Annotated in this window: 19 protein-coding genes and 4 pseudogenes; 16 read left to right on the top strand and 7 right to left on the bottom strand. The window is 55.6% G+C overall.

The window, feature by feature from the left end:
• Window positions 1-27: 27 nt before the first annotated feature.
• Window positions 28-579, bottom strand: a complete 552-nt coding sequence (locus HNQ83_RS22465) for a DUF2889 domain-containing protein (protein ID WP_175390961.1) — start codon at window positions 577-579, stop codon at window positions 28-30.
• Window positions 580-610: 31 nt separating this feature from the next.
• On the bottom strand, window positions 611-2,053 hold the full coding sequence (locus HNQ83_RS22460) for a coniferyl aldehyde dehydrogenase (RefSeq protein WP_175390960.1): 1,443 nt from the start codon (window positions 2,051-2,053) through the stop codon (window positions 611-613).
• A 237-nt stretch (window positions 2,054-2,290) separates the two neighbouring features.
• Between HNQ83_RS22460 and HNQ83_RS22455 the strand changes: the two genes are divergently transcribed.
• From HNQ83_RS22455 to HNQ83_RS22425, 7 genes are all read left to right on the top strand, one after another.
• Window positions 2,291-3,076 carry an enoyl-CoA hydratase/isomerase family protein gene (locus HNQ83_RS22455; protein WP_175390959.1) on the top strand — a complete coding sequence of 262 codons (786 nt, stop codon included), beginning with the start codon at window positions 2,291-2,293 and terminating at the stop codon, window positions 3,074-3,076.
• Window positions 3,077-3,108: 32 nt separating this feature from the next.
• On the top strand, window positions 3,109-4,356 hold the full coding sequence (locus tag HNQ83_RS22450) for a thiolase family protein (protein ID WP_175390958.1): 1,248 nt from the start codon (window positions 3,109-3,111) through the stop codon (window positions 4,354-4,356).
• 9 nt (window positions 4,357-4,365) lie between these two features.
• Window positions 4,366-5,523: an acyl-CoA dehydrogenase family protein gene (locus tag HNQ83_RS22445; protein ID WP_175390957.1), complete on the top strand. Its 1,158-nt coding sequence runs from the start codon at window positions 4,366-4,368 to the stop codon at window positions 5,521-5,523.
• A 72-nt stretch (window positions 5,524-5,595) separates the two neighbouring features.
• A complete protein-coding gene (locus HNQ83_RS22440) occupies window positions 5,596-6,372 on the top strand; it encodes an SDR family NAD(P)-dependent oxidoreductase (RefSeq protein WP_175390956.1) in 777 nt (258 codons plus the stop codon).
• Window positions 6,344-7,999 carry a class I adenylate-forming enzyme family protein gene (locus HNQ83_RS22435; protein ID WP_256669125.1) on the top strand — a complete coding sequence of 552 codons (1,656 nt, stop codon included), beginning with the start codon at window positions 6,344-6,346 and terminating at the stop codon, window positions 7,997-7,999. The genes HNQ83_RS22440 and HNQ83_RS22435 overlap by 29 nt, the downstream gene beginning before the upstream one ends.
• Before the next feature lie 517 nt (window positions 8,000-8,516).
• The gene (locus tag HNQ83_RS22430) at window positions 8,517-9,104 is read left to right on the top strand and encodes a hypothetical protein (protein ID WP_175390955.1); all 588 of its coding nucleotides are present in this window, start codon (window positions 8,517-8,519) and stop codon (window positions 9,102-9,104) included.
• A 159-nt stretch (window positions 9,105-9,263) separates the two neighbouring features.
• Entirely contained in the window at window positions 9,264-9,479 is a 216-nt protein-coding gene (locus HNQ83_RS22425; protein ID WP_175390954.1) for a hypothetical protein, read from the top strand.
• Between the two features lie 1,597 nt (window positions 9,480-11,076).
• On the opposite strand, the gene HNQ83_RS22420 is transcribed toward HNQ83_RS22425, so the two are convergent.
• Window positions 11,077-11,418, bottom strand: coding sequence for a hypothetical protein (locus tag HNQ83_RS22420; RefSeq protein WP_175390944.1), 342 nt, complete (start codon window positions 11,416-11,418; stop codon window positions 11,077-11,079).
• On the opposite strand from HNQ83_RS22420, the gene HNQ83_RS22415 reads away from it, so the two are divergent.
• Entirely contained in the window at window positions 11,350-11,541 is a 192-nt protein-coding gene (locus HNQ83_RS22415; RefSeq protein ID WP_175390953.1) for an MbcA/ParS/Xre antitoxin family protein, read from the top strand. The genes HNQ83_RS22420 and HNQ83_RS22415 overlap by 69 nt on opposite strands.
• Before the next feature lie 90 nt (window positions 11,542-11,631).
• Here HNQ83_RS22415 and HNQ83_RS22410 read toward each other — a convergent pair.
• Window positions 11,632-11,814, bottom strand: a pseudogene (locus HNQ83_RS22410) (MFS transporter); the annotation flags it as partial.
• A 195-nt stretch (window positions 11,815-12,009) separates the two neighbouring features.
• Between HNQ83_RS22410 and HNQ83_RS22405 the strand changes: the two are divergent.
• The 3 genes and pseudogenes from HNQ83_RS22405 to HNQ83_RS22395 all read left to right on the top strand — a co-directional run.
• The gene (locus HNQ83_RS22405) at window positions 12,010-13,197 is read left to right on the top strand and encodes a lipid-transfer protein (protein WP_175390952.1); all 1,188 of its coding nucleotides are present in this window, start codon (window positions 12,010-12,012) and stop codon (window positions 13,195-13,197) included.
• An 83-nt stretch (window positions 13,198-13,280) separates the two neighbouring features.
• Window positions 13,281-13,733: pseudogene (locus HNQ83_RS22400) on the top strand (transposase); the annotation flags it as partial.
• Window positions 13,676-14,449: pseudogene (locus HNQ83_RS22395) on the top strand (IS3 family transposase); the annotation flags it as partial. The pseudogenes HNQ83_RS22400 and HNQ83_RS22395, both read left to right, overlap by 58 nt.
• A 1,332-nt stretch (window positions 14,450-15,781) precedes the next feature.
• Here HNQ83_RS22395 and HNQ83_RS22390 read toward each other — a convergent pair.
• On the bottom strand, window positions 15,782-16,141 hold the full coding sequence (locus HNQ83_RS22390) for a hypothetical protein (RefSeq protein WP_175390951.1): 360 nt from the start codon (window positions 16,139-16,141) through the stop codon (window positions 15,782-15,784).
• Window positions 16,141-16,431: pseudogene (locus HNQ83_RS31290) on the bottom strand (fluoride efflux transporter CrcB); the annotation flags it as partial. The gene HNQ83_RS22390 and the pseudogene HNQ83_RS31290, both read right to left, overlap by 1 nt.
• 444 nt (window positions 16,432-16,875) lie before the next feature.
• Here HNQ83_RS31290 and HNQ83_RS22385 point away from each other — a divergent pair.
• A complete protein-coding gene (locus HNQ83_RS22385; protein WP_175390950.1) occupies window positions 16,876-17,058 on the top strand; it encodes a ribbon-helix-helix protein, CopG family in 183 nt (60 codons plus the stop codon).
• Window positions 17,059-17,123: 65 nt separating this feature from the next.
• On the opposite strand, the gene HNQ83_RS22380 is transcribed toward HNQ83_RS22385, so the two are convergent.
• Complete coding sequence (locus HNQ83_RS22380) at window positions 17,124-18,785, bottom strand: SulP family inorganic anion transporter (protein WP_175390949.1); 1,662 nt, start codon at window positions 18,783-18,785, stop codon at window positions 17,124-17,126.
• A gap of 163 nt (window positions 18,786-18,948) precedes the next feature.
• Between HNQ83_RS22380 and HNQ83_RS22375 the strand changes: the two genes are divergently transcribed.
• The 4 genes from HNQ83_RS22375 (at window position 18,949) to HNQ83_RS22360 (ending at window position 22,372) form a co-directional block, all read left to right on the top strand.
• Window positions 18,949-19,179: a hypothetical protein gene (locus tag HNQ83_RS22375; protein WP_175390948.1), complete on the top strand. Its 231-nt coding sequence runs from the start codon at window positions 18,949-18,951 to the stop codon at window positions 19,177-19,179.
• Window positions 19,180-19,203: 24 nt separating this feature from the next.
• Window positions 19,204-19,392 carry a hypothetical protein gene (locus HNQ83_RS22370; protein WP_175390947.1) on the top strand — a complete coding sequence of 63 codons (189 nt, stop codon included), beginning with the start codon at window positions 19,204-19,206 and terminating at the stop codon, window positions 19,390-19,392.
• 390 nt (window positions 19,393-19,782) lie between these two features.
• Entirely contained in the window at window positions 19,783-21,027 is a 1,245-nt protein-coding gene (locus tag HNQ83_RS22365; protein WP_175390946.1) for a malic enzyme-like NAD(P)-binding protein, read from the top strand.
• 514 nt (window positions 21,028-21,541) lie between these two features.
• Window positions 21,542-22,372, top strand: a complete 831-nt coding sequence (locus HNQ83_RS22360) for a universal stress protein (RefSeq protein WP_175390945.1) — start codon at window positions 21,542-21,544, stop codon at window positions 22,370-22,372.
• Window positions 22,373-22,446: the final 74 nt, after the last annotated feature.

Below are 22,446 nucleotides of genomic sequence, written 5' to 3'. Positions count from 1 at the left end.
CGGCAGGCTCGTGCGCGAGCCTGCCTTTCAACTCTTAAGAATCAAGGCCACAGGGCCATCTTCACGCAAGGCGTGGCAGCTGTTGATCAAACCATTGGCGGCTTTATCAAAAGCCTCGGCATCCGCCGTCGTACGTGGCGCCACTGTTGCCCGCGCCATCGGGATGGTTTGAAACGCGGTGGTAGCGATTGGCAACAACAACTCCGTCAAATGCACGCAACCACCGACACCGCCAAACAGTTCCTTGATACGGCGCGAGAATCCCGGACCAATCCGCTCGCCGATCAATGACTGATAAGCCTGCACAACACCGCGACATTCGCTGGTAGGTACATGGGGCATGGACACCTGCACTTCATGCACGATGAAGTCATCGTCCAGGGTCAGACGGATCAACATGCCATGGTAAGTCTCACCCGCCGACACTACTCGCCCCTGAACCAGCGTCATCGGATGAGACTTGCTGTCATCAAGCCGGCCTTCGATATCCCACAACCCGTCGGCTCGCAAGAATCCTTTGCAGATCACCGTGCGCCGATGGATCAACCGTCGGCCCCACTCATCGATATCACCGTTCACAGGCCTGCCTCCAGTTTGCGGACCACTCGATTCAAGGTTTCAACACAGCCTTCATCACCCGTCGAAACAGCCTGCCATAAGGAGGTCGCAGCAGGCCCATGACGTCCACGCAGGGGGGGGTGTAGATGGCGCGCTGCAAGCTGAACGCCTTGAAACCATCGCCGCCGCGATAGCGCCCGAACCCTGAGTTTCCGCAGCCACCGAAGGGCAGATCGCTCTGAAAAATGTGCTGCATGACCTCATTGATACAGGCCCCGCCCGAGGACGTGCGTTCAAGTACCTTTTTCGATTCGGCACGGTCATTGCCGAAGTAGTACAACGCCAATGGCCTCGGCCGCTCGTTGATGTTGGCGATGGCTTCATCGATGGATTGGTAGACACGGATCGGCAAAAGCGGTCCGAACAGCTCCTCCTGCATCACCAGGGTGTCCTCGGGCGGTTCCACCAGTATTGTCGGCGCAATCTTGCGTACGTCGGCGAGCGGCTCCTGACCAGGATTGACTTCGATGCAACGCACACACTTGGCCCTGGCGTCCGCCAGACAAGCTTGCAAGCGCTGGTACTGGCCGGGTGTGGCGATGGCGGTGTAGTCGGGGTTGTCACGCAGGGTCGGGAACATCTTGCCCAGTTCCACTTGCATGCTGGTCAGCAGACGCTCGAGTTCCGTTTCATGCACCAGCACGTAATCCGGGGCGATACAGGCCTGTCCGGCATTGATGCCCTTGCCGCCCCAGATACGCCGTGCCGCATCGTCAAGGTCCGCGCCACGACCGATGATGGTCGGTGACTTGCCGCCCAGCTCCAGGGTCAGCGGCGTCAGGTTCTGCGCTGCGGCCGCCATTACCAGGCGCCCTACTCTGGGGCTGCCAGTGAAAATGATGTGGTCCAGCGCCAAGGCACTGAAGGCTGCGCCAACGTCGGCACCCCCGACGAATGCCGCCACCTCGGTGTCATCGAAGTGTCGAGCCAGCAGGTCAATCAGCAGGGTTGCGGTGGCGGGCGTGAACTCCGACAGCGTGATCATCGCGCGATTGCCCGCCGCAAAGGCTTCGGCCAAAGGCGCGAGCGAAATGGCCAGCGGAAAATTCCATGGCGTCATGATGCCGATGCTGCCCAATGGCTGAAAATGGATTTCGGCCTTGGCGCCCAACCACCCGGCGCCCATTTCCGGGCTGCGCCGCTCAGGCTTCATCCAGCGCCGCACATGCTTGCGCGCATATTTGAGCCCGGCGACCGGCAACAGCACGTCACTCATCAATGACTGGTCGTGGGATCGCCATGAAAAGTCCGTTGCCAGCGCTGCACAAAATGCCTGTCGGTTGTCCAGTAACAGAGCAATGAGGCGATCGATTCGATCAATGCGCAACGCTGCCGATGGCGGCGCTTCGGCGATGAACGCGGCTTGCTGGCGCGCCAGCACCTCCTGCATTCGGGCGATGGTCACATGGGTGTCGAGGTGTTCACTGCTGGCCATGGGATTCCTTGAGTCTGATGGTAATGCGCACCGATGGTGCGCAACGCCTCCGCGCCCTGCCAGTCATCTGAACCCTTTTTCCGGTCTTTGGCGAACGCTGCGCCTTGGCTGCTGTGCTTCAGCGCATTCAACGGACAAGCGCTTTCGTTGCAAGGACCTGCGTCAGTGTCGACGGTATTCCTAGTATCAGCTCATCCGCTACGCCATCAGCGCGATCAACAATAACGGGGAGCTGTCATGAGTGAAGAAATTTTGCAGTATGAAATCGTCGGCCCGGTAGCGCGCCTGACGCTCAATCGGCCACGGGCCATGAACGCCTTGAACCTGGCTACGCTGGACGAGCTGGAACACTGCCTCGAAGACATTGCCCGCAATGACGAGTTGCGGGTAGTGATTCTCACCGGCAACGGCCCTGCCTTCTGCGCCGGAGCCGATTTGAAGGAAGTGCTGGCCGGCGCGAGCCTGGCCGCCGGTGAAGCTGATTTTCTCGACCGTGCCAACCAGGTCTTCAGTCAACTGCGCAATTTCCCAAAGCCAGTGATTGCGGCCCTCAATGGCGTGACCATGGCCGGTGGCCTCGAACTGGCGATGTGCGCCGACATCGTGGTGGCAGCGCAATCGGCCACCCTGGCCGACGCCCATGCCAACTTCGGCGTCTATCCCGGTGCGGGCGGCGCGGCGATCCTGCCACGCCTGATCCCGCTGAACATGGCGATGTACCTGCTGCTGACTGGCAAATCCCTGTCGGCCACTGAAATGAAAGTCTATGGCTTGGTGTGCGAAGTCCACAGCGATACGGAATTAGCCAGCGCCGCACTGACATTGGCCCAGCACATTGCCAAGAAGAGCCCGATCGCACTGCGGCGCATGAAAGAGGTGGCCCGCGCCTCTGCCGACAAGTCTCGCGACGATGCCCTGCAGCACGAACAGGTGATGTTGCGCCAACACTTGCGCACCGCCGATTTCCAGGAAGGTTTGCAAGCCTTTGGCGAAAAACGCGCACCGAACTTCAAGGGCCGCTAGGCCGCCTATTTTCCGACTTCGCAGGAACAGACATGAACGATATTTATGTAGTGGGCGTTGGCATGACCCCCTTCGGTCGCTTGCTCGAACGCAGCGTCCACGACCTGGTTGGCGAAGCTGTCAGCCTGGCCCTGAAGGATGCCGGCGCCGTCACCGCCGACTTGGGTTCGGTGTACTACAGCACCATGACCAACGGCATTTTGCAGGGGCAGACCGCCATTCCCGGACCGATTGCCATGCGCCGTCTCGGCATCGAGGGTGTACCGGTGTTCACGGTGGAAAACGCCTGCGCGTCCGGCTCGTCTGCCTTCAACCTCGCCATCCTGGCGTTGCGCGCCGGTCAGTGCAACATCGCCCTGGCGGTGGGTGCCGAGAAGATGAATATTGCCGATAAGGCCCGGATGTTCGCGGTGTTCGATGGCGGCTGGGACGTCTCCACCGTCGAGCAGAACAAACGTACCTTGCTGGCCATGGGCGAAGGCATCGTGCCGCCGCCGGGCACAGTGTCCGAGCGCCCTTACAGCGTGTTCATGGACGTGTACGCGGCGATCTGCCGCAATCACATGATGCGCTACGGCACGACTCAGCGGCAGATTGCCGCGGTGGCGGCAAAGAATCACCAGCACTCGGTGCACAACCCGCTCGCGCAGTTCCAGCAGGCTTTCAGCATTGACGAGGTTCTGGCGTCACCGCCGATCTGCTACCCGCTCACCACCTTGATGTGTTCGCCGATCAGCGACGGTGCCGCCGCTGTCGTGCTGTGCAATGCCGATGGGCTCAAGCGCTTGAAAAATGCCGGCGAGCGCGCCGTGCGTGTATTGGCCAGTGTGGTGCAAACCGGCACCAGTCGGGGCCTCGACGAGCCGGAAAAAATCGTTGCGCACCTGGCGGCGAAAAAAGCCTACGCCCAGGCCGGCATCGCTCCGGCCGATGTCGACGTCGCCGAAGTACACGACGCCTCGGCCATTGGCGAAATCATCAATGCCGAATCGTTGATGCTGGTGCCTTTCGGCGAAGGCGGTCCGGCGGCCGAGCGCGGTGATTTCACTGTCGGTGGTCGCATGCCGATCAACCCCTCCGGCGGCCTCGAATCCAAAGGGCACCCGATTGGCGCCACCGGCCTGGCGCAACTTCATGAGCTGGTCACGCAACTGCGCGGCGAAGCTGGCAAGCGTCAGGTCGAAGGCGCACGCATTGCCATACAGGAAAACGGCGGCGGTCTGTTCGGCATCGAAGAAGCCGTCGTCGCCGTCAACATTCTCGCCAACAAGAACATTTAAGGAGCCCCCATGGGACATGTCATGCGCACCCCGGAGCAATTGGAAGCGGTCGAGAGCTTCCGTCGTTTCCTGGCCGATAAGATCGACCCGGTATTCAACAAGGAGTACCGCGACAAGTTCATCCCCCGGGAGAAAATGGCCGAGATCATGCGCCAGCTCACCGAGTTCGGCATGATTAGCGGCGCGGTCAGCGAAGCCCGCGGCGGTCTGGGCCTGGACTGGCCGACCCTGATCATGCTGTTCGAAGAAGTGGCGGCGTGCTCGGTCGACCTGTCGTCGCCAGTGGTGATCAACTCCTTTGGCGCGCAGATACTGGAAAAATTGGCGCCGGACCATCTGCGTGACCGCTACCTGCCCGGCCTGATCAGCGGTGACCTGTTTGCCAGCATTGCCATTTCGGAGCCTGACGTCGGCTCCAACGTACTGGAAATCAAAACCCGGGCCCGACGTGACGGCGACGATTTCATCATCAATGGTGAAAAGACCTGGATCAGCAATGGCTCCTACTCCGACTTCCTGATCTGCACCTGCCGTACGAGCGACGATCCACGCAAGGGGCTCACCCACTTCCTGCTGGACCGCAAAGAGCACCCGTATGAAGTGCGCAACATTCACAAGATTGCCTGGAACAGCCAGTCCACTGCACAAATTTTCCTCAACGATGTACGGGTGCCGGCCAGCAACATCATCGGCAACGAAGGCGAAGCGCTGAAAAACACCCTGTCGCTGTTCGAACGCTCCCGGGTGTTCGTCGCGGCGCAAGGCCTGGGTATCGGCCGCCGTGCCCTGGAAGAAGCTGTGCGTTATGCCAAGGAACGCAAGCAGCACGGCAAGCTGATCGCCGGGCATCAATTGATCTCGGCGATGCTCGCAGAAATGGCTACCCGGGTTGATGCGGCCCGGCTGTTGACTTACCGCGCCGCCGAGATGATTGGGGCCGGGATTCCAGCCGAAATGGAAGCTGCGATGGCCAAATACTTCGCGTGTGAGGCGGCGGTCACCATTGCCCGACAAGCCGTGCAAATCCATGGCGGTGCCGGTGTCACCACCGACTTCCTCGTCGAAAAACTGGCTCGTGAGGCGATCGTCGTCCCCATCCCCGAAGGCACCACGCAAATCCAGCAACTGATCATCGGCCGCGCCCTGACCGGGATCAACGCGTTCTGATCGGCTCAAGGTTCGACACCCAACAATAACAATCCGGCCTCTTGGTGGTCGGGCAACGAACAGGACACTTTCATGCGTATTCAAGACAAAGTCGTGGTCATCACCGGTGGCGCTTCGGGCCTGGGCCTGGCAACCGCTCATTATCTGGTGGAGGAGAAAGCTGCGTTCGTCGCGATTTTCGACCTCAACGTCGAAGCCGGTGAGGCTGCTGTCGCCAGAATTGGCGCGGACCGGGCAATATTCGTCCAGACCGACGTCAGCGACGAAGCCTCGGTTCAACATGCCGTGGATAGGGTCATGGCCCGGTTTGGTGCCATCCACGTGTGCATCAACGGCGCTGCCGTGCCAACCGGTTTCAAAGTACTGGGTAAGGAAGGCAAGGCCGCACCGCTGGCGCGGTTTGCCCAAGCCACCGCGATCAATCTCAATGGCGTGTTCAACGTCATGTCCAAGTGTGTTGAATACATGACCCGCAATGACGCCGAAGCCGGCGAAGAACGCGGCGTGGTGATCAACGTATCGTCAGGCGCCGCGTACGAAGGCCAGGTTGGCCAATGCGCCTACTCCGCGACCAAAGCTGGCGTGATCGGTATGAACATGCCGGCCGCGCGCGAACTGGGTGCCGTCGGGGTACGTGTCAACGCCATCGCTCCGGGGCTGTTCCTCACCACCATGGTCGCCGGGCTCGAGGAAAAGATCCTCGACTCGCTAAAGGAACAAATGGAAGCACCCAAGCGCCTGGGTGACACCCGCGAGTTTGCTCATTGCTGCGCTTTCCTGATCGAGAACGCCTACATCAACGGCGAAACCATTCGCCTTGATGGCGCAACGCGAATGCGCGCTCGCTAAACCACGCTGCGACCTTCTTGAGCCATCAGAGCAATCAACCATGAAAATGAATTTTTGCCGGATCATGCGTTTGCTGGCGTTGCGTTATGGCGATCACGAGGCAATCGTCAACATCGAGCGCAATCGACGCTATACCTATGCGCAATATCATCTGCTGAGCAATCGCATCGCCGATGTGCTGCGCACCACATTGAAGGTGCGCGCGGGTGAGCGCTTCATGCTCATCCTGGAAAATGACAACCTCAGCCTGATGATGTTTCCCAGCACCTTCAAGCAGGAAGGTACGGTGGTCATGACCAATCTGCGCGATGCGCTCGACGAGCATGCGCGCCAGATCGACCTGGTCAAGCCGCGGATCGTGTTTCTCGAGACCCGCCTTCTGGACAGCTATTACGAGATACTGCGCCATCGCGGATGCGAGGTGGTCGTGATGGACCCGCCCACCGCCGAACAAGCCGCCCTTCCCGGCGTGCACAGTTTCTGGCCGCTGGTGGAGGCCGCTTGCGATCTCGACAACGAGGTGAATCTCGATACCGACGAGCATATCTGCATGTTGCGCTTCACCGGCGGTACCACCGGCAAGGGCAAATGCGCCATGTACTCCATCGACAACTGGATGGCGTGTCGCGATGCAGCGTTCATCAATACCGACCTGGGGTTCTCCAGTACGACGCGATTGCTGCACGTCTCGCCGTTATCCCACGGGACGCTGATGAAGTTCATCCCGACGGTTTACGCCGGGGGTACCAACATCACCCTCAATCACCTGGACATGGAAAGCTGGCGGCGGACGGTGGAGCATGAACGGGTCACTCATTCGTTCCTGGTGCCCACCGTGCTCTACCGACTGCTGGAGTTGCAGCGAAGCGATCCAAAAGACTTCTCTTCGCTTACCACACTGATCTACGGCGCAGCGCCGATGAGCCCTGACAAACTCGGGGAACTGGTGGCGTGCTTCGGTCAAATCTTTACTCAAGGTTATGCCGCCACCGAATCCCCGATGCTGATAACCACGCTCAACAAGGCCGCCCACCAACCGGATAGCGCTACAACATTGCAACACTTGTCATCCGCCGGGCGTCCAACGCCCGGGGTCGAGGTTTTCATTGCAGACGCGCAGGGAAACCCGTTGCCCAATGGCGAAACCGGTGAAATTCGCATCCGCTGCAAAGCCATTATCAAGGGTTACTATGAGAATCCTGAAGCGACAGTGGCAGAGTTCGAGGACGGCGCATGGAAGTCCGGGGACTTGGGCTACATTGATGCAGATGGCTACCTGTACATCGTCGACCGCCTCAAGGACATGATCATCAGCGGCGGTTTCAATGTGTACGCGGTAGAGGTCGAAGCGGCACTAGCGGCGCATCCTTCTGTAATGATGGCTGCCGTAGTCGGTATTCCTCACGCGGAATGGGGTGAAGCCATTCATGCCGAAGTGGTTTTACGCAAAGGTGAGACCGTCAGCGCCGAGGCCTTGATTGCCCATACACGGGCGCGATTGGGTGGCTACAAAGCGCCCAAGTCGTTGGTATTTGTCGATGAACTACCTACTTCAGCAGTAGGCAAAGTACTACGCCGGCAAGTACGCGAAAAATACTGGCAAGGTGCATTGCGCAAAATCGGTTGAAGTTCGGAACAGCAGTTATTTGCCCCGATATCAGGTGATTTATACCGAGTATGCTCATGAACCAATTCGATTTGGGCCGTTTCCATGCGCTTACGCGGACCGACGTTGCACCTGGGGCATGCGCTCACGATGCTCAGTGGGCGCAATAGTGTCGCATCAGAGCCAATCTAACTGCGGTGGGCAAGTTTTCGCCGATCGCAGTCTTACGCGAAGGGCAGCTAAGGGTCGGATGCAGCTCTTCACGATAAGCAGCGAACGGCCATGAGCGGCAGTTCAGTCAGACGTGCCAAAAGCAGCCGTTCCCGTCCTTCTCATGTATGCTAGGTGCTATTGGGGATCTGCTGTTTTTTATCCAGATTTAGTAGGGTGAGAACCGCATAAAATCCTTCCAGCCCCTGGTAGGACGCCACTTTTCATGGGGTTCGAGCCGAAGTGGTATCCAGCGGCGGCCGGAGTTATACAGCAGAATTGCTGTTCGAACATATGGTTAGCCCACATACTTACGAGCTCTTCTGCCATGACCTCAGAGAAGCCGCAATCGGAACAATCAAAGCGATGGATAGACCTTGCCAAGGCAGCGATATGGCCCGTCGTTATCGTATTTCTTGTCCTGACTTTCTACACTCCCATTAGCGGGTTGCTGCGTAACACGGTCAACTCAGGAGCTTCTATAAGTGAGTTGAAGCTTGGCACCCTTGAAGTAAGGTTATCACCTAGCGCCTCGAAGGAAATTCAGCCACCCGATGAGTCTCTCTCGAAGCTTCTTTCCTCCCTGACCACTTCCGACGTTAAGTTTCTTCTCGAATGGCCGGACGGAATTGAAAGTAGCGGGGCTTGTATCGGCCCGATTGCTCCAAGCAGCAGTCCGCTTTGGGGTCATCTTTCCAAGAGCTATATAGACGGACGGATACGTGAATCCAATCTAGTCTCATCGCTCGTTGACAGAAAAATTTTACTATTTGAGAGAAAAAACGGATATGTAGGCTATGCCTGCTCTCCCGAAGGAAGCGGTGCTGTGTCGCTCAGCGAAGACGGCCGGCGCATTAAACCCTTCTTGATTCAACTCGTATCGGAAAGTCTCCAGTTTAGGCGCATAGGAAAGTAAGCACCGAGGTGCAGCTACACGCACAACTTGTGGTTGAATGTCCGCTTACTCAAGACCTAATTTTCCGCTATGGGTCGATCACTGCCAGCCAGACCAAAAATCCACCCGATCCGTGAAGTATTAAAGCAGCTCTGCTTTTCTTTCCATGGAGGACTCTCGATGCCGAACTCAGACCTGCTCCCTTCCCTGCTATACAAAATCAACGAAAACCAGCTCGCCCTGGAAGCCGCCATCATGGAGCTCACGAACTGGGTCGAGCAGCGCGGCTCAGCTGAAGTCGCCGACAACGTGCGCGGCGCCCTAGAAGCAATTGACCGCAATGAAGAGTTCATCAAAATGACGCTCGCGGTGCTGATGACGCCGGAGGAACTCTGAAGCCTAGCTCTCTGCGCTATTGCGAAGTATCGGAATGCACCTCATCGATGTCGCTGATCTTGCGCTCGAACTGTTTGATGCACTGTTCCTTCTCGTATCCTTGTAAAGGATCACATTCGAGATGATCAATATCAGAAAGAGATTTTATTATAAGAATTTCGTTCGTAATCAATACAGCTAGAGCCACCAACATGATCACGATTACACCAGCTTCAATATACTTAAATTTCAAGGAGCGAGCCTCACCGGAGATTTAGATTAACTATAGAGCAATTACTAATCGCCGAGAACCTTCCATCAAGCAGTGACACAATTAAAAGCTGCCGAAAATCAACTTTACTCTAAAAATAACATCATGACCTATGTACTTTTAGGACAAATCTTGATGCTTATCAGGTTCTGAACCACGGGTCGGGCGACCTGAGCCTGTTTTTCTGAAGCTGCAACGATCAGCAAGTTCTTTCGTTGACCTCAGTCACCGCCCTGGATATCTCCCGAATTACTTCCCTGTTTCGCGTGCAATATCCAGCGTTTTAATGACTCGCCGGGAGTAGGTTTATATGCTTGATCACTTTCACCTCCGGTGGTGTTTACTGCAAGCGCCCCAACATCGAATATGGCGCCCTACTTTATAGTAAAAAAACAATAAAAAAATCAGCCAACCCTGAAAATTTACTACCTTAAATTTAGATTCAGAACACATGCATTAACAATGTGAATAGATGATATTCAAACGGTGCATTTTAATTTTGCATTTCCAGTTATCTAATGGAGGTAAGATCTAAACAACGTACAAGGAGACAACTATGACTGCGACTGATCCGCGCATACGTCTATTTTTAGAAGCGCCTATCTAACCAACCAAGCTGCGACTGGCCGCGTCAATATGCTGGTAGTGCAGACCTCTGCCCGCCTTATTGAAACTTTTGTCGGAAAGCTTGGCGGCGATGGCGCGGGGGGTTCCGCTTATCATGCTGATGCAGAGGAGCTCGACGGGTGCGATTGGTGGAGGTATTGCGTCGTCGATTACGCGAACCTTCCGCTCACAACGCCGCGATGATGCGGATGCGCTGGTGTTCGATCGGATGGTTATTGCCGTCGGTTTTGGCCTTACATTCTCGGCCACGTTCCTGCTGGGTAAACAGTGGTTGTATGCGCAATGGGGGCTCCGGGGCGTAGCTCGAGGCAGCGTTGCTCTACTCGCTCAAGGTGTTTGCAGGTCGCTCGTTGATGTGGGTCACTTTCATCGACCGGCGAATCCATAGCCGAACTCTGCCGCTACTGACCGGCAGCTTCACGCCCTGAGGAACTCAGTCAACCAAAATCGAGGTTCTTCAGGAGCGGTGAACCGCGCCTCCTCAAGGCATTCAAATAGGTGGTTTCATCGTAGAGCATCCTGGTCTGCCAGCACCGACACAGATCAGACAATTCATCGCGGTCACCATTTTATAGTTGTGCCTGAAAAACATGTGCTTGAGCGTCGGCTATCGCACATCAACTATCTCAGCTGCGTAGAGACAGCTCGTGTTCAATCGACCGAAATGAGCCAGCCAAAGTTCGGGGCATTGACGCTTTCAGTACAAATGGGGCGTATCTATCACCCAGGCTGGCGGTCGCCATTTTTACTATTTTCGTTGCCTACGGCTTTTGACAAAACAGCACACACCATGGAGGATTTCACGGCTCGACCTACCAGCTGGGTTGGCTCGCGCTCAATATGTTCGTCAGCTATCGCTACATGATTAAACCAATATTGATCATCAAACGTGGCACCAAAGTGTTTCGTGAATATTGCGCCAAGGCTCCAGCATCGACGTCGACCGCCAGCTGATACCAAACGAACGTCGGTGAGCCTCCCGGGAGCCCGAAAATGAATTACGTTGAGCTGGTTCAGCACCAAGCCGAGCGAGTCTTTGGCAACAAAGAGAAAGCCGATCATTGGCTGAATCAGCCCATCGTAGGGACTAATGAACGCTCACGGTTGCAAGCGGCTCACACTAAAACGGGATACGAACTCGTGAAAGCAGAACTCGAAAGACTCTGTCACGGGTTTGCCTGCTAATGCGAGTCCCCCTCCTCCAAGCCAAGGACTCAGCATGATTGTTTTTGATCTCAACAGAACCATCTCGTGAAGCACAGCACCGTGCGATGGCATCATCAACCCACTCAGCAGCACAACGTGTGGCGACCAACCAGCCGAGAGACCGAGGGCTATTGCCGCTGGCAAACCCGCCAGCAACCCCGCCCAAATGAAGGCAGCCCGCCCATCAGGGACGTGGCCGCGTTTCTTTCCGGTGATGTTCGGCGCCAATGACTGGACGATACCGTAGCCCAACGCATGGAAGTGCAGCACCACCAACATGCGTAGCGCACCATCAGTGAGGGTATAGGCCCTCCATAACCCCCCAAATGGGGAGGGGCAACAAGCCTTTGGCAATTCCTATCCTTGAAATTCTATGCCTGCCGCCCGGCACTTCCTGCCGGAGAATTCCCGAGAGCCGGCAGGATTTCCAACGCTGAGGAGTAAGACATGAGACAGAAAGTCGTCATCGCGGGGGTAGGTATGATCCCCTTCGTCAAGCCTGGGCAGAGCGAGACCTATGCGGTCATGGGCGAGCAGGCGGTGCGGCTGGCCCTGACGGATGCCGGCGTCGGCTACGAATCAGTGCAGCAGGCTTATGCCAGCTTTGTCTTCGGTGACTCCACCTGCGGCCAGCGCGTGCTCTATAACGTAGGCATGACGGGCATCCCGGTGATCAACGTCAACAACAACTGCGCCAGCGGCTCGTCGGCGTTGTACCTGGCCAACCAGGCCATCGCCAGTGGCATGGTGGACATTGTCCTGGCCTTCGGTTTCGAACAAATGGTTCCCGGTGCCATCGGCAGCGCCTTCCCGGATCGTCCGAACCCGCTGGAGTTGTTCCTAGATCAATGCGACGCAGCGATCCCCGGTGCTGCACAGATCCCGGCGGCCCTGCGCATCTTCGGCAGCGCCGGGGTTGAACACATGAAACGCTTCGGCACACCTCTGGAAACTTTTGCGAAGATTCGCGCCAAATCCAGCCGCCACGCGGCGAACAATCCGAAGGCGGTGTTCCGCAAAGTGGTCACCACCGAAGAGGTTATGGCCGATCAGGTGATGTGGCCTGGCGTCTTGACCCGCCTGATGGCCTGCCCGCCGACCTGCGGTGCCGCTGCAGTGGTGCTGTGCAGCGAGGCCTATGCCAGAAAGCATGGCCTGGATCGCAGCGTGTCGATTGCCGGTCAGGCGCTGACCACCGATGGCGCGGAAACCTTCAAGTCAGGCGACATGCGAGACGTAGCCGGTTTCTCAATGTCCCGGGCGGCGGCTCGTCAAGTATATGAAATGGCCGGTATCGGTGCCGAGGAAGTGAACGTGGTGGAGTTGCACGATTGCTTCGCCCAAAACGAACTGTTGACCTACGAATCCCTGGGGCTGTGCCCGGAGGGTGGGGCACAAAAGTTTGTCGACGATGGCGACAACACCTATGGCGGCCGCTACGTGGTCAACCCGTCCGGTGGACTGCTATCGAAGGGTCATCCCATTGGCGCGACGGGCCTGGCGCAGTGCACCGAGTTGGTTCAGCAACTGCGTGGCCGCGCCGAGCAGCGCCAGGTGGAGGGCGCGCGCATTGCCCTGCAACACAACATCGGCATTGGTGGCGCCTGCGTCGTCACCTTGTACCGTAAAGACTGATAGAGGTCGATTCTGTTGAAAAAGTAGCTCCCCTGCTGGCCTGCGGCAAAATCTCTGCATTGGCCAGCAGGGAAGCACGCAGCATGATGGGACAGTTATCGAGTGGGCAGGAGCGGCAGTTTTACTCGTTCAACCTTGAAGACCACATCCCCGCCAATCACCTTTTGCGCGGCATTGATCGGCGCCTCGACCTCAGCGACCTGCGCCATAACCTCGCTGATTTCTACAGCCTGATTGGGCATCCGTCGATTGATCCTGAACTGATGATCCGCATGCTGATCGCGGGCGATTGCTGTGGCATTCGCTCCGAGCGGAGATTGTGCGAAGAAGCTCATCTGAACCAGGCCTATCGCTGGTTCTACCGGTTGAGCCTTGAAGATGGAGTGCCCAATCACTCTACTTTTTCCAAAAATCGACATAGACGCTTCCGGAACAGCGATCTGTTTCGCTAGTTGTTCAATGACGTGCTGCGTCGCTGCATGGACGCAGACGTCGAACTCCGGACATTGAACGACTTCGGTTACGCAGTCGAGTCAATGAGCTGTTTACACAGAGTCGAAGCGCCGCCGGCAGCCGTAGCATCGTGTCGATGATGCAGGAGATGGCGAGCAAATCGGACGGTTCAAGTTGCGTGGCATGATGCGGGAACTGGCGTTAGTCAGCAAACAACGTGGATCACATGCCTACAAACAAGCGACGGTCGAGCGGCCGGATATTCCGAACATCTTGAATCGAGAGTTTGAAGTACCGATACCCAACCAGGTCTGGTGTGGCGATATCACCTACACCTGGGCTCAAGGGAAATGGCTTTACCTCGCTGTCGTGCTGGATCTCTACGCGCGTCGAGTTGTGGGCTGGGCACTGTCGAGCAAACCGAACACGGACTTGGTGATCAAGGTGTTGGACATGGCTTATGAGCAGCGTGACAGGCCTCAAGGACTGCTGTTTCACTCGGATCAGAGCTCGCAATACGGCAGTCGTCAGTTTCGCTAACGGCTCTGGCATTACCGCATGCGCTAAAGCATGAGCCGTTAGCGAAACTGTTGGGATAATGCGCCGATGGAGCACGTGTTCGCAGTTTAAAAACTGAATGGATACCGACCGTGAGCTATATGACGGCTCAAGAAGCGCACCGAGACATCAGTCATTACCTGATGCACGGTACAACTGAATTCGACCGCACCACTTCAATAATGGGCTGGCCCCGGCTCAGGCCGAGAAAAAACTTAACGCCGCGTCCGGGATTAGTTGACCACTACAAAGTGTCCAAGCCCAAGCGCTGATGGATCGGCCAGACTTAACCTTTACAGTATTCGACATTGGCTGACCGCGATTCACCCAAGTTACCAAGTCCACCTTCCCGGGCTACCAGTACGACGGATCGGTTAGGGATCAAGAGGAGATAGCAAGCTGAAATGGTACATCGCCAGCACAGACCAAGACGCAGAGAACACTTACCAGCAGGAGTGCGCCGTATGAAGTGCATCTACCCTCAGCGAACCAATGACTAACCTGGCAGCGAAAAACTGTGCTACCGCTTAAACGTCGGCTACACGATCTGACGACTGCGAATGGATGGTTGGAGTCGCTCCGGTACCCTGATGTCCCTCGATCCACTTCCTAGTGTGTTCAACGTCGAAGGGCCAGCCAAACTTCTTCAACTGCGGAACCGCCGAACAGGCGATTCGATAGCGACTGCACTTTGGGCAGGCTATTTCTTTGTAGTATTCAACAGTATCGAAGTGCGCTGCAGGCTCACCACAAATCAAGCAATTCAAGAACTACTCCTTTTGATTGATCACACAACTTTAGTCAAACTCAACAACGTAGCCCACGTACTGCAACAAACCCCATGTCGATTTACCTAGGCAACCCGATCACCGGGTATACCTTTCGACCATCTATTTGCATCGGACTTGACCAGCACGCCTTGTAACTATGACCGGCAAATAGCGAGCTTGGCTGTGTGAAAACGTTTTAGAAAACGCTTGAAAGCCAGAATCTGAACAAAAATCGCATTCCTACGTAAATTCAAGGTCTGCTAACCAAACACCGAAATATCTTACGTTGCAGCGCACACTACACAGCGGTGCATATGCTTTCGCACAGTTTGACCCTATAGCGGCCGGTCGCGGCCAGTGAAACTCTGCCAGAAGAGAACGATCTGAGTTCCTATGGATCTGGGACGGTTTATTTGTTGTGTCACAGAGCATTTATCCGCTCCACTTTTCCGGATAGCACCCAGCCTCCCTCCAAATACAATCAGGTCACCCCTAGTCGTATGAGGGTCTCCCAATTTGTAATGCTTCGTAAAAAATTGAACGGTGGCGCTCTGCCATATCTACAATTTTATTGATCCAGATCATAACAATATTCTGAAAAATGGTAACCCCTCCCACAACGGACAACGGCCGATCTCGACGACCGGTTGAGATAGTCGTATCACCGAAAGCGTTCCGGACATACATCCTTCGAACCTCGGCTTTAAGGGTGATGGTGTCCGCGTATTTTTAGCGGACGCAATGACCCTTAATGTCAGGATCCCCATGCGCCATCGAAACTGTTACCCCAAGCTCTTCACGACTCAGAATGTCCAGGAATGCCTACAGCCGGACGCCACGGTCTCCGGTGTTGCCATCAACCTGCCGAACTCGTCCGGAAATGACAGCCAGGGGAGTGCCGCCCCCTCTTTGCGCGTGGCACCGGCATAGTTCCTGGTGCAGTACACGGTGAAACCCAGCGTCCCGATCTTGGGCATCCGCAGGGCAGCGTCTGCGGTAGGCCTGTTGAGGCGAATGGCAATACCGGCCTCGCGCCGGGTGAACGACAGTTCGCGAAAAAACCCAATGAGATTCCAATCAAGGCGCGGAAGCTTTGCCAGCAGTTCCGGTACGTCACCTGAAAGCCAATAACCGAGCAGGACGTCGATTGCAGTAATATTCACAACTGTCTGCCCTCCTGAATCAGGGCAATTGTTTCGGCTGAAACCGTAGAAAAGGTGGTAAGTCACCCACAGAAACTCGTGATGATGAGCAGACGCCACTCAGGGCTTAGGGAGGGAGATGCGGCCAAGAACGCGATTGCCAGGCCAATGATGTAGCCACCGACCACGATCGCCACCACAGCACCAGGGGGAATAGTCGAGAGCAGCACGTTAAGCTTCATGCCCAAAAGTCAGCGCAACCAGGAGCCAAGCGATGCACCAATAGCGATAACTAGAAGTGATTTCAGCATGGTTGCTGCGTGTCTCTTCTTGGCTGACATAGCCGAGGAGGTGGTTATAACCGCGCTGTACGTGAGGAAGCCAATATGAAATTTAAAGTCACGATCCCGGGCTAAATTAGAGGACAGGGAAGCACACTGAATCGCCCCTAGTTTCGTAGACACCTCCAAGCCTTAAAATGAGGCCCATTAGGAGGTGCCATGAGCAACCAGCTAGCCCTTGAGGCCGCCATTATGGAGCTCTCAAATTGGATTGAGCCGCGCGCCCTGCCTACGTCGCCGAGAATGTGCTGCGGTATGTCTATCAGGGCGTGGTCGGGCACTATGGCTGCGCTGAATCGGATAGTATTGTTCACAGTCAATCCAGTTGGCCCTGACACACCTAGACGGTGACAAACAAAACCCTCGGGATTATAATTTGATTATCATTGATCAAATCAGGGTTCTGGCAACTCCATGGAAAACAAGACTGCACGACTGACTGTGCTCATTGATCCCGTCAAGAAAAAAGCCCTTGAGGAGCTCTGTGCAGCTCAGGATCTGACGCCCTCACAAGTCGTCCGTCAGCTTATTCGAGACTACCTGGAGACGCATGGCGTGTCCTACTCGACCAAAAACAATAAAGTTGCGGCTAAATAATGCTTTCGCGGATAGGCTGACGTGAAAAGGGGTCAGCCTCATCGCTCTACCTGCGGCATTCCAGTTCAGCTATAGCCTGGCGGCTTCTCACTCGCGACATGACTGTTCAGTGCACCATTGAAGTCGGCATGATAATGCTCTGAACCAAGCACTTGGAGTATCCCTGCTCTGTCCAGTTTGCCAAGGACTTTTTCGTTGGCTTCGCACAGTTTTACGACGATGCTGCGCTTACGTAAGTGCTCAATGACTTCGAGTAGCGTTTGTAAGCCCGTTATATCCATGAACGGCACTCGCTTTAGACGAATAATCAATGTCCCTGGATCCGTGTGCGTTTGAGCCAGAGCGCGCTCAAAGGTTTCTGCTGCGCCAAAGAAGAGCGGCCCCTCGATGGTGTAAACCAGAACACCAGGCGGAAGATGAACATGCCCATTGCTCCGTAACTCAACCTCAAGCTCTTTTTCGACCATTTGCTGCACCTCGACTGAAGACGCCATCCGACGCATGAACTGCAGCATGGCGAGAATGACACCGATGTTCACGGCAATCGTTAAATCACTCAAAACGGTCAGACTGAAGGTTATGAGAAGTATCGCGACGTCGGCTTTTGGGGCACGCTCGACCATGCGTTTGAAGTGCTTCATCTCACTCATGTTGTAAGCAACGACAAACAGGATCGCAGCCAGAGTGCACAGCGGAATATCCGAGGCCAGAGGCGCCAGCAAAGAAATCAGTAAAATCAATGTGAAAGCATGGACAAACCCGGCAATCGGGCTGTTTCCGCCATTGCGGATGTTGGTGGCCGTTCGAGCGATCGCGCCTGTCGCCGCAAAACCACCGAACAAAGGAGTGGCTAGGTTCGCGATACCTTGGCCGATCAGCTCCTGATTGGAGTCGTGCTTGGTGCCCGCCATCCCGTCTGCAACAACAGCAGACAGCAATGACTCGATAGCCCCCAACATCGCAATCGCGAACGCCGGGCCGATCAACTCGATCACCTGCGGTATGGTTATTTCAGGCAGACCAATTGTTGGCAGCCCTTGAGGAATCCCCCCAAACGCACTACCAATCGTCGCAACGCCGGAAAACTGAAAGCAAGACTGAATGACCGTCACAATGACCATGGCGATCAGTGGCCCCGGCACTCGCTTTATGCCAGGTATCCTGGGAGCCGTAATGACCAGCAGCAAACTCAAAAGCGCCAACAGTGTTGTGGGCACATGAAGATGGGGAAGCGCCTGGAGCAGGTGCCAGAGTCGCTCATGGAAATGCTCACCGCTGATTTTCGGCAAACCGAAAAAGTCTTTCCATTGCCCCACCCAAATGATCACACCGATACCGGCGGTGAATCCGACAATCACCGGGTCGGGGATGAACTTGATGATGGCTCCAAGCTTGGTGATACCGAGCAACAACAGGATCACCCCGGCCATCATCGTTGCTATTTGCAAGCCGTCAACACCGTACTTAGCAGTCACGCCAGCCAGAATGACGATGAATGCCCCTGTCGGGCCAGTGATCTGAACACGACTCCCTCCAAAGAGAGAAACCAAGAGGCCACCGATAATGGCCGTGTAAATCCCTTGCTCAGGCTTGACACCTGAAGCGATAGCAAACGCCATGGCCAAGGGCAACGCCACGACGCCGACGATAACCCCAGAGACGATATTTCGAAGCCAGTGCTCGGGCGCTAACAGACCAGCCTTCCACGCTTCTCGTATCGCAATCATGACTAGCCTCTGTCGGTTGGCATGTGCATAATATTCACATGTAGTGATAACAGTAAAGCCATTGAACTACCCTTGGCACAGCCCCTGAGCGCGCTGAAAATTCAGCGCAGAAAGCCCCCCAATCACACTCGTGGACAGAATGTGTCCACACTCGGAGATCCGCATGAAACGCGAAGACGTCAAAACCAAACACGGTGAAGGCATGCTCTTCGACACGCACGTGATCGCCAACCCGGCCAACACGAACGAGTGGATCATCCTTTTTAAAAAAGAGGCGGGAAGAAGTTATTTCCTGGTCAATGACAACGAAGAAATCGAGTCGTTTCGGCACCTGGATGACGTGATTCATGAGCTTCGGGACATTGGCATCAAATCTGCCGAAGTTCACTTCTAATCGCCCCACTTCTGGAGTTTGATCATGTCAGTCAAGGTTGAGCAGTTGTCTAACCAACGCGAAGAGCTTTGGTCGGTTTGCTTCGGTGGCCGTAACATTCAGTTTCGCGATGAGCAGAGGGCTAGGGATTATGCAGCCACACTCAAAGAAAGAATCGAAGCGCCGCATGCCTTGCCTGAAGTAATCGCTGAACCAGCAATCGACCCCGATTAATCAATCGTAGTCACCGAGGTCGCCTCCTCCCTTCTTACCCCCCCTTCCGCACGCCAGCATATTGAACCACTGCACGGCATCCGCTTGGGACTGTCAGTAGCTCATCACCCCTCCCACCACCAAATTCATGACGTTCGAGTACGCAAAAAAAAGGCCACACAAGGTGGCCTAAGATGGGTTCAAGAATATAAAGCGTTCTATTGACCCAGAAATACAGGCCCGCCCTGAAGTCTTGGCACCAATAGAACCGATCCACTCGCTGACCAACCTATTCGTCAGAAGCGTTCAAGCCGGCAATTTGGAACCTGCCCTGGAGTTCAGGCCCCTGGTTGCCAAGCGTTATAATAATGTTAGCATGTGATTGTAATCAACGTCTAATTAGAGGTTCGCATGACTATCGACTTCAAGCAGGCCGCACTGGATTACCACGAATTCCCAACCCCAGGAAAAATAGGCATAGTACTGACCAAGCCAGCAGACACTGCCGTCCAACTTGCACTGGCCTACAGTCCGGGCGTAGCCGAGCCTGTGCGCGAAATCGCGAAGAACCCAGAGAACGCCTACCGCTTCACCGGCAAAGGCAATCTGGTGGCAGTCATTACCAACGGCACCGCCATTCTGGGCCTGGGTAATCTTGGCCCTCTGGCCAGTAAGCCAGTTATGGAAGGCAAGGCTCTGTTGTTCAAGCGTTTTGCCGGAGTCGATTCGATCGACATCGAAGTCAATGCCGAGAGCTCCCAAGCCTTTATCGACACCGTCGTGCGCATCGCCGATACCTTTGGCGGCATTAACTTGGAAGACATCAAAGCCCCTGAGTGCTTCGAGATCGAAGAAGCGCTGATCGAACAATGCAACATCCCGGTGTTCCATGACGACCAGCATGGCACCGCTATCGTCACTGCCGCCGGCATGCTGAACGCACTGGAGATTCAGGGCAAAACCCTAGAGAACGCGAGAATCGTCTGCCTCGGTGCCGGAGCTGCGGCCACGGCTTGCATGCGCCTGCTACTCAGCCTCGGCGCCCAACAAAGCAACCTGTACATGGTTGACCGCGTCGGTGTTATCCACTCTGCACGTGAAGACCTCAATCAGTACAAAAAACAATTTGTGAACGACGGTGGCCCTCGTACGCTGATGGACGCCATCCAAGGTGCCGATGTATTTATAGGACTGTCCGGGGCCAACCTTCTGCCGGTGGAAGCACTGATAGCGATGGCCCCCAATCCAGTCGTGTTTGCCTGCTCGAACCCGGATCCTGAAATCAATTACGAGCTGGCCATGGCGACACGCGACGACTTGATCATGGCGACCGGGCGCTCCGACTATCCGAACCAAGTCAACAATGTCCTGGGCTTCCCATTCATTTTCCGTGGAACCCTGGATGTTCGCGCGAAGCAGATCAACGAAGCGATGAAGATCGCGGCGGTTGAAGCGCTGCGCCAATTGGCCAAAGAGCCGGCCCCGGTGGAAGTGTTGAAAGCGTTCAATATCGACAAACTTGAGTTCGGACGCGACTACATCCTCCCCAAGGCCCTCGATGCTCGCCTACTCGGAGCAATAGCCGGTGCAGTAGCCAAGGCCGCTGTCGACACCGGCGTTGCACAACTGCCCTATCCGAAGCACTACCCGCTTTGAACTGACACAATAAAGCCGAGGCTGCGTGACCTCCTGCGAGGTTTGCAGCCAACGCACTCGCGAACAGCTCAAAGGATCAATGAGCAGCAAGATCAATCTCGCGAGGAGAGCTTGATGCCAGACAAGCCTTATCGGTTGGCCATATTGCGCTTCACGCTCTTGATACATTGGTGAATGAATACCTATCAAATATGCGAGAAGCCTCACTGGCCGACGACGGACAACAGACGCAAACCGGGCATCGTGGTTTTGCCTTAGCCTTCGTCGCGGGGCACTCAACGCCAGCGGGTTCCTGGCGGTGCATCAGTACACCTCACACATGACCGGCATCACCTCTTGATTAGACTGGCCTGCTAAGAAGTTCTTCAGACGTTGCTATACTGGCACTTGATCAAGTTTATCTATACCAACGTGACGAGCCGGGTGGAAAGCGATCCCTTCCGAGACAAGCACTTTCGTTTATAGCCCACGTGATCTTGACAGGCTCTTCAAGTTCGCTGAGAAGAGGCCATGAATGACCCGCATATTAGCCTGTATCGATAACACGAACGCGTCCCCGGCCGTCTGCGACTACGCCGCGTGGGCCAGTCTCAACTTCGGCCTTCCGCTGACCCTCCTGAATGTTGTAAATCACCCCCCTTGTATGGAAACTCAACCCGGTAGCCTAGCGCACATGCTGGACAGCATGACGCTGGACGAACGGCGCCATGAGCGGGCACTCAAACAAGGCTACCTGATGCTGCAAAACGCACAGGAACGCGCGATTGCTGATGGCGTGATGAAGCCGGAGCTGCACCAAAAAAACGGAGAGCTCTTGTGCCGGTTGCTAGAGATGGAAAATGACATGCGCTGGTTAGTGATGGGAAAGCATAGCTCGCTTTACCCGCTCCTCAACCAGCTCGAAAAGATCATCCATGCTTTGCACAAACCTATTCTGGTCACCCCAACCACCTTCAAGGCTCCGCGAAGCCTGATGCTCGCGTATGACGCGAGCGAAGTCACGCACATGGGAGTGGAAATGCTGGCCACCAGTCCAGTACTCACAAATCTGGCGGCACATCTCGTCATGGTTGCGGCCAAAACGCCTAAGAACCTAGAGCAACTCGATTCAGCGGGAGCCATTCTGAAGGCAGCCGGGCGTGATGTTCGGACAGCTATCTGCGACGGAAAAGTGGATCTCGCCCTACAGGCCTATCAGACCGAGCACAATATCGATCTGCTGGTCATGGGCGCTTTTAGTCATTCGCGAGCCCACCGCTTCTGGCTTGGCAGTACGACCTCAAGAATGATCCGAACGACCATGCGCCCTTTGCTGTTCCTGCCCAAAAGCCACCTCAACATGTAACACCCAGGTGCTCACCGCCCCGCCCACCCCCCGGTCTCGTATACACAAAACCGAGCCCACGAGACCTACCACAA

Origin of the sequence: Pseudomonas sp. C2B4, from assembly GCF_013359695.1 — a bacterium.
Classification (GTDB): Bacteria; Pseudomonadota; Gammaproteobacteria; order Pseudomonadales; family Pseudomonadaceae; genus Aquipseudomonas.
Note: the sequence above shows the minus strand (reverse complement) of the source record. Positions and strands in the feature narration are given on the sequence as shown.